Genomic DNA, 12401 nt, shown 5'->3' with positions numbered 1-12401 from the left:
CCTTCTCCGGCCGACGTGGTGACGCCTGCCCGCAGGCGGTCCCCGATAGGGTGCGCGAACAGGTGGTTCCCACGGGGAGGGACACCGCAGACCGAGGAGTTCTGACGTGCCCCGACCTCGACGGCCTCTGCTCACCCGCGACCGGATCGTCGAGACGGCGCTCGCGCTGATCGACGCCGACGGGCTCGGCGCGCTCTCCACCCGCCGACTCGCCGCCGCGCTCGGCGTCCAGGGTCCCTCGCTGTACAACCACTTCGCCACCAAGGACGAGATCCTCGACGCGGTCGCCGACACTGTCACCGGTGCCGTCGACACCAGCGGCTTCGCCAGCCGGGACTGGCTCACCGCGCTGCGGGACTGGGCCTGGTCGTACCGGCGGGCGCTCACCGCGCACCCGAACATCGTGCCGTACCTGGCGCAGGGGCCGGGTCGTCGACCGGCCGCCCTCGCCATGGCCGACGCGGTCTACGGCGGGCTGGTCCGGGCCGGTTGGCCGCCGGCCCGCGCCACCCACATCGGCGCGGCGCTGCGGTACTTCGTGGCCGGGTCGGCGCTCGGCTCGTTCGCCCGCGGTTTCGTCGAGGACCCGGAGCTGTACGCGGCGCACTATCCACACCTGCGCCAGGCCCACCGGCTCGCCGAGCATCAGCAGAGCGTGGACGAGGGCGCCTTCGCCCTCGGCCTGGACGCCCTGCTGCACGGTCTGGCCGCCGAGTACACCCGCACCGTCGAGACGGTGGAGTCCGCCCGGCCCAACGGGTAGCGTCCAAACTCCCAGCGCTAGTTTCATCGCCCGTCGCGACCCCATCGCCCACCCCCCGAAGGGACGACATGGACCTCGCCGCCCCGCCGTCGTTGTTGCCCGACTCCCTGCGCCTCCGGCGCCACCTGCACGTCGGCGGGGAGTGGACGCCTCCCGCCGACACCGGTCTCATCGACGTGGAGAACCCGAGCACCGGGGAGCTGATCGGGCAGGTGCCGGCCGGCACCGCGGCCGACGTGGATCGCGCCGTGGCAGCGGCCCGGGCCGCGTTTCCCGGCTGGTCGGCCGCCACCCCCGCCGAGCGCTCCGCCCACCTCGACCGGCTGCACGCGGCGCTCACCGCCCGCGCCGACGACCTCGCCCGCACCATCGCCGTCGAGCTCGGCTCGCCGCTCAAACTCGCCACCCGGGTGCAGGTCGGGCTCCCACTGACGGTGCTGCGCGACCACGTAGCGCTCGCCGCCCGCGCTCCGGTCGAGGAGAGCATCGGCAACTCCCTCGTCGTCCGCGAGCCGATCGGCGTGGTCGGCGCGATCACCCCGTGGAACTACCCACTGCACCAGGTGATGGCGAAGCTCGCACCCGCCCTGGCCGCCGGCTGCACAGTGGTGCTCAAACCCAGCGAGCTGACCCCGTTGACCGCGTACCTGCTCTTCGACGCCGTCACCGAGGCCGGCCTGCCGCCGGGCGTGCTCAACCTGGTCCCCGGCACCGGGCCGGTGGTCGGTGAGGCGCTCGCCGCGCACCCCGACGTCGACCTGGTCTCCTTCACCGGCTCCACCGCCACCGGCGCGCGGATCATGCGGCTCGCCGCCGACCGGATCGCCCGGGTCGCGCTGGAGCTGGGCGGCAAGTCCGCCAACGTGATCCTCCCCGACGCCGACCTGGCCACCGCCGTCAAGGTGGGCGTCGGCAACGCCCTGCTCAACTCCGGGCAGACCTGTACCGCCTGGACCCGGATGCTGGTGCACCGCGACCGGTACGACGAAGCCCTCCACCTGATTGCCACGGCGGTGGCCGGCTACCGCCTCGGTGACCCGTTCGACCCGGCGACCCGGCTCGGCCCGCTGGTCTCCGCCGCCCAGGCCGAGCGGGTGCGTGGCCACATCGACCGGGCCCTCGCCGACGGCGCCCGGCTGGTCGTCGGCGGACCCGACGCGCCGGTCCCGACCCGAGGGCACTTCGTCGCCCCGACCGTCTTCGCCGACGTGCGCCCCGACAGCGCGCTCGCCCAGGAGGAGGTCTTCGGCCCGGTGCTCGCCGTCATCCCGTTCGCCGACACCGACGAGGCGGTCGACATCGCCAACAACTCGAAGTACGGGCTGGCCGGCGCGGTCTGGTCCGCCGACACCGACGCGGCGCTCGCGGTTGCCCGGCGGCTGCGCACCGGCGCCGTCGACATCAACGGTGCCCCGTTCAACCCGCTCGCCCCGTTCGGCGGCTACAAGCAGTCCGGCCTGGGCCGGGAGTTGGGCGTGCACGGGCTGGCCGAGTTCTGCGAGCTGAAGGCGATCCAGCGATGACCGACCCCGAGCTGTCCCCGGCCGTGCCCACGGGCCGGCCCGAGCTGTCCCCGGCCGCGCCGGGTGGCGGCACCGAGCCGGCGTCCGCGCCGGTCATTGTTCGCGCGCTGGTCGCGCGCGGATCCGGCGCCGAGCTGCGGGTCGAGCGGGTACGCCTGCCCGCGCCCGGCCCCGGTGAGGTGCGGGTGACGATCAGGGCGGCCGGTGTCTGCCACTCCGACCTGTCCATGGTCAACGGCACCCTCGCCGCGAGGTTCCCGCTGGTGCTCGGGCACGAGGCGACCGGTGTGGTGGCCGAGGTCGGGCCGGGCAGTCAGCTGACCGTCGGCACACCGGTAGTGCTCAACTGGGCGCCGGCCTGCCGGGCCTGCTGGTGGTGTCGGCGCGGCGAGCCGTGGCTCTGCGCCGACACCACGGCCCCGACAGTGGCACGCGGCGAGACCGACGACGGGGTCCCTCTGCACCTGACCCTCGGCCTCGGCGCGCTCGCCGAGGCGGTGGTGGTACCCGAGCGGGCCGTCATTCCGATCCCCGCCGGGCTGCCGCCCGAGCAGGCCGCACTGCTCGGCTGTGCCGTGCTCACCGGCGTCGGCGCGGTCCGCAACACCGCCCGGGTGGCACCCGGCGAGTCGGTCGCTGTCGTCGGGCTGGGTGGGGTCGGGCTCGCCGTGCTCAGCGCGGCCCGCCGGGCCGGTGCCACGACGATCCTGGCCATCGACGTCGCCGAGGCGAAGCGGGACCTGGCGCTCGCCGCCGGGGCGACCGACTTCCTGCTCTCCGACGACCGGCTCTCGAAGGAGGTACGGGCACGCACCGAGAGCCGGGGCGTCGACCACGCCTTCGAGTGCGTCGGTCGGGCCGCCACCATCCGCGCCGCCTGGCGGCTGACCCGGCGCGGGGGAGCGGTGACGGTGGTCGGCATGGGCGCGAAGGACGACATGGTCAGCCTGGGCGCGTTGGACATCTTCCACTCCGCGCGCACGCTGCGCTCCTCGGTGTACGGCTCGTCCGATCCGGACCGGGAGGTGCCGGTGCTGGCCGCCGAGCTGGCCGACAGCGCACTGGATCTGGGTGTGCTGGTCAGCGGGACGGTTCCGTTGGACGAGGCGCCCGCGGCGTTCGACCGGTTGGCGCGGGGCGAGGGCGCTCGCTGGGTGGTCACCCTGGACTGACGCTGGTCACAGCCGGGAACTCAGCGCATCGACGATCTCAGCACGTCGACCTCGCAGCCTGGTGCCCACGGGTCGAAGCCGTGCTCGACGAGCCAGCGGATCGCCAGCAGGCTTCGCAACGACCACCACGCGCGGATTACGTCGAGGTCGACGTCGGTGCGGTAACCGGCGAGGACGTCGCCGAGGTGCTCCTCATGGCCGAGCGTCAAGGTGGCGAGGTCGAAGAGGGCGTCGCCCTGGCACGCCTCGGACCAGTCGAGCACGCCGGTGACCTGATCACCGTCGACGAACACGTGGGCGATCTGTAGGTCGCCGTGCGTGAAAACCGGGGTCCAGGGGCGGAGTGCCGCCTCGGCGACCTGGCGGTTGCGCGTGACCAGGTCGGTGGGGAGAACGCCGTTGGCGATGAGCCAACCGCATTCGGTGTCGAGCTGCGATGTCAACTCGTAACAGGTTCGGCCGGGCCATGGCGGTAGCGGCGCGTCGTGCAGCTTCCGAGCGGCGGCGCCCGCCGCGGCCCACGCCGCCGGCGACGCGGTCGGCGGCTCGCCGAGGCGACCGAGCGCCGTTCCGGGCAGGGCGGCGAGCGCGAGCACTGGCGGCTCGCGCCAGAGAACCTCGGGGGTCGGGACCGGCGCCAGCGCCATCGCCTCGACCTCGACGTCGGTGCGCCCCGGATCAGTGTCGATCTTCAGGAACACGTCGCCGACGCGCACTGTCGCCCGTTCCTGGTGGGCGACGACGACTTCGACCTCCGGCACAACGGCCATTGTTGCGACACGACCATCGACATCCCAGCGATTTGTCGGGGGGCCACTGGCGTGGTTGGCCAGGTGCCCTGGGCCGACCCGGGAAGGGCCAACCCTGGGCACCCGGGCGACGAGAGCCGGGCGACTGGTCAGAAGGGTGGGGCGTCCTCGCCCATCAGCGCGAGCACGACGCCGCCCTTGCCGCTCTTGAGGCCCTGGACGACGACCTTGCCGGTGCTGCCGTCGGGCAGCTCCAAGGTGAAGGTCTTGCCGACCGCGTTCTTGGGGCCGTTGCCGGCGCTGTTGGCGGGGCGGAAGTCGCCTGCCCAGGGCGGAATCCCGCCCCTACGGGCCGGCTCGGCGAAGAGCGCGGCGGTGCCGGGGGTCCTGGTGCCGTCTGAGGAAAGGAGCACTGAGGCGCTGCGAAAGGTAGCCATATGCGCCAAGGCTAACCCGGACCATGCCGTTCGCGGCACCACAGCTGCCCGGAACGGCGATTCGGTCGACCTCTCGTCCCGCGACGTTGCGCCGGGAGCCATACCTAGCAGTACTATGCATCGTACCTCTAGGTTTGAGAGTGGGAGGTTTCATGAAGGTCGCCAAGGATCTGGTCGCCGCCTCGGCGACGCCGATGGTGCTCGGCATCCTGGCGGAGGGTGAGAGCTACGGCTACGCCATCCTCCGGCGGATCAACGAGCTGTCCGGGGGTGAGCTGGACTGGACCGAAGGGCTGCTCTACCCGTTGCTGCACCGGCTCGAGCGCCTCGGTCACCTGGAGTCGAGCTGGCACGCGGTCGCCGGCGAGCGGAAGCGCAAGTACTACCGCATCACCGATCGGGGTCTGGCCGAGCTGGCCGAGCAGCGCCGGCAGTGGGACACCGTGGTGGGCGCGCTCAAGGAGATCTGGCACGACCGCGCGCCGCTGACGGTGCACCCGTTGGAGGGCCTGGCATGACGGCGCACGAGGGGCCGCAGGAGTTGGAAGCGCAGTTCGAGCAGTGGCGCCAGTACGTGCTGCGCCGCCGGGAGCTGCAAGCGGTGGACGCCGACGAACTGGAAGACCACCTTCGCGGCTCCGTCGACGAGCTCGTCGCCGCCGGCCTGAGCCCGGACGAGGCGTTCCTGGTCGCCGTGAAACGCATGGGCAGCCTCGACGACCTCTCCCGCGAGTTCGCCCGGGAACATTCCGAACGTCTATGGAAGCAGTTGGTGCTGACCGGTGACTCCGGCAGCCCGGTCGGCGGCACGCGCTCCCGCCGGGACCTGTGGGTCATGCTCGGCTGTGCGGCGGGCGCTGTGGTGTCCGTCAAGGTGCCGGCGCTGTTCGGGCTGAGCTTCGACGACGACGGCTCGTTCTACGCGCGGAACTTCACACTGTTCGCGCTGCCCTGGCTGGCGGCGTACCTGGCCTGGCGCCGGGGAGCCCGACGGACGGTGATCGCGGCACTGGCGGTGCTCTTCGTCCTCGGCGCCGTGGCGGCCAACGCCTACCCCCTGGCGGACGACTCGCAGTCCGTGGTCGTCACCAGCATCCACCTGCCCATCGCCCTGTGGCTGGTGGTCGGCCTGGCCTATGTCGCCGACGACTGGCGCTCCTCCCGTCGACGCATGGACTTCATCCGGTTCACCGGCGAGTGGTTCATCTACCTGGTGCTGATGGCCCTCGGCGGCGGCGTGCTCTCCGCGTTCCTGTTCAACACCTTCGCGGCCATCGGGATCGTCCCGGAGGCGTTCATCTCCCAGTGGCTGCTGCCCGGTGGCGCCGCGGCCGCGGTCGTGGTGGCCGGGTGGCTCGTCGAGGCCAAGCAGAGTGTCGTCGAGAACATCGCGCCGGTCCTCACCCGGCTGTTCACCCCACTCTTCACCGCCGCCCTTCTCGCCTTCCTCGTCGCTGTCGTCTGGACCAGCCACGGCATCGACGTCGAGCGGGAGGCGCTGCTCCTCTTCGACCTCCTGCTGGTCGTGGTGCTGGGGCTACTGCTCTACTCGCTCTCGGCACGCGATCCGCTGGCACCGGCCGGCCCGTTCGACAAACTCCAACTCGCGCTGGTGGTCAGTGCGTTGGCCATCGACGTGCTGGTGCTGCTGGAGATCACCGGGCGCATCACCGACGAGTACGGCGGCACGCCGAACCGGGCGGCCGCGCTCGGCGAGAACGTGATCCTGCTGGTCAACCTCGCGTGGTCGGCGTGGCTGCTGCTGTCCTTCATCCGTCGGCGCACGCCGTTCGCGACGCTCGAACGGTGGCAGACCGGCTACCTGCCGGTGTACGCCGCGTGGGCCTGGATCGTGGTCCTCGTCTTCCCGCCGCTGTTCAGCTTCGCCTAGGCGGCGCTCGACCCTACGTGCGCCGAGGTCAGCGCGTACCGGGCAGGCGGGCCGGGACGCGCGAGCCGGCCCATCCGTAGCGGATGGGCCGGCTCGTGGTCACTTACCGGTGACGATGCCCGGGTTGATGCAGAGCCCCGGGTTCGCGCCGTTCTTCTCCGCGATCTCCAGACAACGGGTCACCTTGTCGACTTTCGCGTTGGTCTCGGTGATCTGCTTGGAGATCTCGGCGTTCTTGCGGTCCTGCTCCAGATTGCGGGTCTGCGCCAGCTTGTCCTGGAACGCCTTGATGTTGCCCTCGGTCTTGTCGTCGTGGTTCACCCGGGTGATGGTCACCGAGAGGATGTCCACGTCGGTGGCGAGGCGGGCCTCCGCGCTGGTCTTGATGTTCGCGGCGAAGGGCTTCAGGTCGACGTTGAGGTCGCCGGTCTGGGCGTCGATCTTCTCCAGCGGGTTGTACGCGGCGAAGGCGTCGTTGACAGCGCTGTCGAGCTGCACACCCACCCGCTGACCCCGGAAGCTGCCGAAGTCGCCCTTGTAGTCCATGAACTGCTTCGGCGCGTTCTCCGGCTTGACCTGCCATTCGACGAGCACCTCGACGCAGGCGTCGGCGAGGGTGCCGGTGCGCACGCGTACGCAGTTGTTGCCGCCGATGTGGTCGTACTTCTGGCGGCCCGCGTCCCACTCGCCGACCTTCTGCCAGGGCGCCACCCACTTCAGGCCCGAGCCGGTCACCTCGCCGGTGGGCTTGCCGAAGCTGGTGACGATGCCGACCGAGCGGATGGGCACCGAGTGGGCGCTGGAGGCGATGCCGACCACCAGCGTGAGGGCGAGCAAACCGAGCGCCGCGAGGGCTGCCATCCGCTTGAGCGGCCGTGCGGGGGCGACGAGTGCGACGACGGCGCTGACCGCCAGGGCGACGGCGAAGACGATCGCCATGGTGAAGCCGACGGGCATGGGGTGGGGACCTTCCGATGGGCTGTGTGGATCATCAACCTAGGGGGTCCGGTCAAGTCGACGGCGCGAGGGAGTGGAGTTCACGCACGTCAACCGCGGGTCGAATATGGAGCCCATCGACATGGTTCGACTCCAGCGGCCCGCCGTAGGTTTCGTCCACGCGACGGGCCTGTGACCACGGTCACCGAACCGACCGTCGCCGCGACGTGCGGAGGATGAGGCGATGGCCGGGCAAGCGCTCCTGTCGGCCCGTGGGCTGACCCGCGACTTCCGGGGCTTCCGGGCGGTCGACGACGTCGACCTCGATGTGGCGTCGGACAGCGTGCACGCGCTGGTCGGCCCGAACGGCGCGGGCAAGACCACCCTGTTCAACCTGCTCACCGGCTTCCTACGACCCAGTGGTGGCCGGATCGAGCTGGACGGGCGGGACGTCACCGGCATGCCCCCCGAGCAGGTGGCCCGCCTCGGCGTGGCCCGTTCGTTCCAGATCACCAGCCTCTTTCCCCAACTGTCCGCGCGCGAGCACGTCGCGCTGGCGTTGCAGTCGCCCAGCGGGCTGGGCTGGCGGTTCTGGCGGTCGGCGAAGCTGATGGGCCGCTACACCGAACGGGCCGACGAACTGCTGGCCATGGTGGGACTGGCCGAACTGGCGCACGCCCCCTCGGCGTCCCTGGCGTACGGCCGCAAACGCGCACTGGAGCTGGCCATCGCGCTGGCGCTGGACCCGAAGGTGCTGCTGCTCGACGAGCCGACGGCGGGCATGGGCCTGGAGGACGTCGACCGCACCGTCGAGCTGATCGGTCGGGTCCGCCAGGGCCGGACCGTGGTGATGGTCGAGCACAACATGAGCGTGGTCGGCCGTCTCGCCGACACCGTCACTGTGCTCCAGGCCGGCAAGGTCCTCGTCGAGGGCCCGTACGAGCAGGTCCGCGCCGACGAGCGCGTGATCACCGCCTACCTGGGAGCCGCCGATGCTGCGCATTGAGAACCTGTCCGCCTTCTACGGCGAGGCGCAGGTGCTGCGTGACGTCGGCCTGGAGGTCTCCGTCGGCGAGGTGGTCACCCTGGTCGGCCGCAACGGTGCCGGCAAGTCCACACTGCTGCGCTGCGTGATGGGGCTGCACCCCGGTCAGCGCGGCACCGTGGAGTTGGACGGGCGGGACATCACCAGGTTGCCGGCGCACAAGCGGGCCCGCCTGGGGTTGGGCTGGGTGCCCGACGACCGGGGCAGCTACGCCACGTTGACAGTCACCGAGAACCTCACGCTGCCACCCACTGTCGGCCCCGACCCGTGGTCGCTGGAGCGGGTGTACGAGGCGTTTCCGGCCCTGTACACCCGACGGGACTCGGCGGCCACCATGCTCTCCGGCGGCGAGCAGCAGATGCTCGCGCTGGCCCGGGTGCTGCGGATGGGCGCCCGGCTGCTGCTCTGCGACGAGCCCACCGAGGGGCTGTCGCCACTGCTGGTGCAGCAGGTCGGCGACCTGCTGCGCGAGGCCAAACGGCACGGGGTGACGGTGCTGCTGGTCGAACAGAACCTGCACTTCGCCACCGGTGTCGCCGACCGGCACTACCTGCTGGCCGAGGGCCGGGTCGCCGAGGCGATGGACAACTCCGAGGTGCGTTCGCGCGAACGCGAACTGCTCGCGTACCTCGGGATCTGAATTTCTCAACGACGACCCGCGCGACGCCGCGCGGAATGGATGGAGTGGGCATGCGCAGGACGATGGGTGTGGCCGCGGCGTCGGCCGTGGTGGTGCTGGCCGCCGGATGCGGCGGCGGTGGCCCCCAGTCGAGTGGCGACCAGAAGCTGACCGGCGACAAGATCGTGCTGGGCGTGCTCAACGACCAGTCCGGGGCGTACTCGGAGTTGTCCGGAAAGAACTCGGTGGCGGCGGTGGAGATGGCCATCGCCGACTTCACAGCGAAGTACGGCGACAAGGCGGTGACCAAGAACATCACAGTGGAGACCGCCGACCACCAGAACAAGCCGGACGTGGCCAACTCCAAGGCCCAGGAGATGTACGACCGCAAGGGCGTCGACCTGATCCTGGACGTGCCCACCTCGTCGGCCGCGCTGAAGGTCGCCGACGTGGCGAAGGAGAAGAAGAAGCTCTACTTCAACATCGGGGCGGCGACCACCGACCTGACCGGCAAGAGCTGCAACAAGTACACCTTCCACTACGCGTACGACACGTACATGCTGGCCAACGGCACCGGGAAGACCACCACCGAGCAGATCGGCAAGAACTGGTACATCCTGTACCCGAACTACGCCTTCGGTCAGGACATGGAGAAGAGCTTCTCCACAGCGATCACGGCGGCCGGCGGCACCGTCGTCGGCAAGGACGGGGCGCCGTTCCCGAACACCAGCGGTGACTTCTCCACCTTCCTGCTGAAGGCGCCGAACCTGAACCCGAAGCCGGACGTGCTGGGCACCATGCAGGCCGGCGCGGAACTGGTCAACGTGGTGAAGCAGTACAACGAGTTCAAGCTGCGGGACAAGGGCGTCGGCCTGGCGGTGGGGCTGATGTTCCTCACCGACATCCACTCGCTCACCCCGGCCGCGCTGGCCGGCACCACGTACACCGACGCCTGGTACTGGAACTTCGACGCGAAGAACCGGGAGTTCGCCGACCGCTTCCAGCAGAAGGCCGGCACCCGGCCGACCTTTGCGCACGCCGCCAACTACTCCGCGGCGTTGCAGTACCTGGAGGCGGTGCAGGCCGCCGGCACCGACGACGCGGACGCCGTGGTCAAGGGCCTGGAGGGCAAGACGGTCGAGGACGTCTTCCTGCGCAACGGGAAGATCCGCGCCGAGGACCACCGGGTGGTGCACGACGCGTACCTGGCCCAGGTGAAGCCGCAGTCCGAGGTCGCCGAGCCGTGGGACTACGTGAAGGTGCTCAAGACGATCCCCGCCGCGGAGGCGTTCCGCGCGCCCTCGGCGGACTGCAAACTATGAGCGGATTTGCGCAGAACACGTTCAACGGGTTGGTGAGTGGGGCGTTCTACGCCCTGCTCGCCCTCGGGCTCGCCGTCATCTTCGGCATGCTGCGAGTCGTCAACTTCGCCCACGGCGCGTTCTACATGCTCGGTGCGTTCGGGGCGTACGTGCTGCTCAGCGAGGCGGGCGTGCCGTTCTGGGCCGCCCTGGTGATCATGCCGGTGGGGTTGGGTCTGCTCGGCATGGCGCTGGAACGCGCGGTGATCCACCGGCTGACCAAACTGGACCCGCTCTACAACTTCCTGCTCACCTTCGGTCTGACGCTGATCCTTCAGGACCTGGTGAAACTGCGCTACGGCGTGCAGTCCAGCCCGTACGAGACGCCGTCGCTGTTGAGCGGGTCGGTCGACTTCGGGCTGTTCGACTTCCCGACGTACCGGGTGTTCATCCTCGGCTTCACGGTGCTGCTCTGCGTCGCGGTGTGGTGGGTGCTGACCCGGACCCGGATCGGCATGGTGGTCCGTGCGGCCACCGAGCGGCCGGACCTGACCCGCGCGTTCGGCATCGACGTCGGACGGTGGGTGACCCCGGTCTTCGGCTTCGGCATCGGGCTGGCCGGCCTCGCCGGTGTGCTGGCCGCGCCGATGCGCGCTGTCAACCCGCTGATGGGCGCCGACCTGATCATCGTGGTGTTCGCGGTGGTGGTGATCGGCGGGCTGGGTTCGATCTTCGGGTCGGTCGCCGCCGGCTTCGGCATTGGACTCGTGCAGGCGTGGGGTGAGGCGTACCTCTCCCACTTCCCGCTCGTCTCGCAGACGATCGTCTTCGTGGTGATGGCCGGCGTGCTGCTCTGGCGCCCGGCCGGCCTGTTCGGTCGGGAGGAGGCCCCCGCATGACGAACACCGTGGACACTCCTACCGACGCGTCCCGTTCGGCGCCACCGTCCGGGCTGATCGCCGTGGCCCGGGCCCCCGGCTGGGTCCGGTTCGCGTTGCTCGCCGTCGGCCTGGCCGTCGCGGCGTGGCTGCCCAACGGCCTCTACCCGGCGGTCGCTGTGGACATCCTCTGCTGGGCGCTGTTCGCCGTGGCGGTGGACCTGCTGCTCGGCTTCACCGGGCTGATGTCCTTCGGTCACGCCGCGTTCTGGGGCACCTCCGCGTACGTCACCGGGCTGGTGGCCATCCACGCCGGCCTGCCGTTTCCTCTCGCGGTGCTGGCCGGGGCCCTCGCCGCGGCCGTGCTGGCGGTGCCGATCGGGTACCTGGCGGTCAAGCGGACCGGCATCTACTTCGCCATGGTGACCCTGGCCTTCGCGCAGATGGTCTACTACGTCGCCAACGAGTGGCGCTCGGTGACGCAGGGCGAGAACGGCCTCCAGGGGGTGCCCCGCGAGCTGTTCGGCGTCGACCTCACCGACGACTACTTCTTCTACTACGCGATTCTGCCGATCGTGCTGCTCGGGCTCGCCGCCGCCTGGCGGATCGTGCACTCACCGTTCGGTCGGGTGCTGGTCGGCATCCGGGACAACCCCGCGCGGGCGCGGGCGCTGGGCTACCCGGTGCACCGCTACAAGCTCACCGCGTTCGTGCTCTCCGGGTTCATCGCCGGCCTCGGTGGCGGGTTGTTCGCTGTCGGCCACCGGTTCGTCTCGCTGGACGTGCTGCACTGGACCACCTCCGGCAAGGCCGTCATCGTGGTGGTGCTCGGCGGGATCGGCACCCTCTGGGGTGGGGTGCTCGGCGCCGCCCTCGTGGTCCGGCTGGAGGACTGGCTGTCGTTCTCCGGGTTCGAGGCGATCGGCCTGGTGACCGGCGGCATCTTCGTCCTCGTCGTGGTGCTGTTCCGGCGCGGCATCTGGGGCAGCGTCGCCGCGCTGGCCCACCGGCTGGCGGCCCGCCGCCGCTGAAATTCACACGACGGCGCATCCGCCACGCGCCCTCCGAGCGAACCCCCGGGTAGAGA

General features: G+C 70.7%; 13 protein-coding genes. 10 read left to right on the top strand and 3 right to left on the bottom strand.

All coding sequences use genetic code 11. The annotated features are described in order from the left end of the window. The first annotated feature begins 106 nt into the window (after window positions 1-106). The 3 genes from OG598_RS15690 to OG598_RS15680 all read left to right on the top strand — a co-directional run bounded on the left by OG598_RS15690 (window position 107) and on the right by OG598_RS15680 (window position 3458). On the top strand, window positions 107-763 hold the full coding sequence (locus OG598_RS15690; RefSeq protein WP_328655112.1) for a TetR/AcrR family transcriptional regulator C-terminal domain-containing protein: 657 nt from the start codon (window positions 107-109) through the stop codon (window positions 761-763). 68 nt (window positions 764-831) lie between these two features. Next, entirely contained in the window at window positions 832-2286 is a 1455-nt protein-coding gene (locus OG598_RS15685; RefSeq protein WP_328655111.1) for an aldehyde dehydrogenase family protein, read from the top strand. After that, entirely contained in the window at window positions 2283-3458 is a 1176-nt protein-coding gene (locus OG598_RS15680) for an alcohol dehydrogenase catalytic domain-containing protein (RefSeq protein ID WP_328655110.1), read from the top strand. Before OG598_RS15685 ends, OG598_RS15680 begins: the two co-directional genes overlap by 4 nt. 20 nt (window positions 3459-3478) lie before the next feature. Here the strand turns inward: OG598_RS15680 and OG598_RS15675 are convergent, their stop codons facing one another. Both OG598_RS15675 and OG598_RS15670 read right to left on the bottom strand, forming a co-directional pair. Then, a complete protein-coding gene (locus OG598_RS15675) occupies window positions 3479-4228 on the bottom strand; it encodes a phosphotransferase family protein (RefSeq protein WP_328655109.1) in 750 nt (249 codons plus the stop codon). Between the two features lie 128 nt (window positions 4229-4356). Next, window positions 4357-4644 carry a hypothetical protein gene (locus tag OG598_RS15670; RefSeq protein ID WP_030488337.1) on the bottom strand — a complete coding sequence of 96 codons (288 nt, stop codon included), beginning with the start codon at window positions 4642-4644 and terminating at the stop codon, window positions 4357-4359. Window positions 4645-4796: 152 nt separating this feature from the next. Here OG598_RS15670 and OG598_RS15665 point away from each other — a divergent pair, with 152 nt between their 5' ends. Next, the gene (locus OG598_RS15665) at window positions 4797-5162 is read left to right on the top strand and encodes a PadR family transcriptional regulator (RefSeq protein ID WP_328655108.1); all 366 of its coding nucleotides are present in this window, start codon (window positions 4797-4799) and stop codon (window positions 5160-5162) included. Then, window positions 5159-6535 carry a permease prefix domain 1-containing protein gene (locus OG598_RS15660; RefSeq protein WP_328655107.1) on the top strand — a complete coding sequence of 459 codons (1377 nt, stop codon included), beginning with the start codon at window positions 5159-5161 and terminating at the stop codon, window positions 6533-6535. Before OG598_RS15665 ends, OG598_RS15660 begins: the two co-directional genes overlap by 4 nt. A gap of 99 nt (window positions 6536-6634) precedes the next feature. On the opposite strand, the gene OG598_RS15655 is transcribed toward OG598_RS15660, so the two are convergent. After that, window positions 6635-7492, bottom strand: a complete 858-nt coding sequence (locus OG598_RS15655; RefSeq protein ID WP_328655106.1) for an SPFH domain-containing protein — start codon at window positions 7490-7492, stop codon at window positions 6635-6637. 223 nt (window positions 7493-7715) lie between these two features. On the opposite strand from OG598_RS15655, the gene OG598_RS15650 reads away from it, so the two are divergent. From OG598_RS15650 to OG598_RS15630, 5 genes are read left to right on the top strand one after another with little or no spacing between them, the layout of a single operon-like run. Beyond that, entirely contained in the window at window positions 7716-8477 is a 762-nt protein-coding gene (locus tag OG598_RS15650) for an ABC transporter ATP-binding protein (RefSeq protein WP_328655105.1), read from the top strand. Continuing rightward, window positions 8464-9156 carry an ABC transporter ATP-binding protein gene (locus OG598_RS15645; RefSeq protein WP_328655104.1) on the top strand — a complete coding sequence of 231 codons (693 nt, stop codon included), beginning with the start codon at window positions 8464-8466 and terminating at the stop codon, window positions 9154-9156. The genes OG598_RS15650 and OG598_RS15645 overlap by 14 nt, the downstream gene beginning before the upstream one ends. Window positions 9157-9206: 50 nt before the next feature. Next, window positions 9207-10457: an ABC transporter substrate-binding protein gene (locus tag OG598_RS15640; RefSeq protein WP_442931475.1), complete on the top strand. Its 1251-nt coding sequence runs from the start codon at window positions 9207-9209 to the stop codon at window positions 10455-10457. Continuing rightward, window positions 10454-11335 (top strand): branched-chain amino acid ABC transporter permease, encoded by an 882-nt coding sequence (locus OG598_RS15635; RefSeq protein ID WP_328655103.1) that lies wholly within the window; start codon window positions 10454-10456, stop codon window positions 11333-11335. The genes OG598_RS15640 and OG598_RS15635 overlap by 4 nt, the downstream gene beginning before the upstream one ends. After that, window positions 11332-12345, top strand: a complete 1014-nt coding sequence (locus OG598_RS15630) for a branched-chain amino acid ABC transporter permease (RefSeq protein WP_328655102.1) — start codon at window positions 11332-11334, stop codon at window positions 12343-12345. Before OG598_RS15635 ends, OG598_RS15630 begins: the two co-directional genes overlap by 4 nt. Window positions 12346-12401 lie beyond the last annotated feature (56 nt).

The organism is Micromonospora sp. NBC_00330 (assembly GCF_036136635.1).
Lineage (GTDB): Bacteria > Actinomycetota > Actinomycetes > Mycobacteriales > Micromonosporaceae > Micromonospora > Micromonospora salmantinae.
This window is presented reverse-complemented; position numbering and strand designations above follow the sequence as displayed.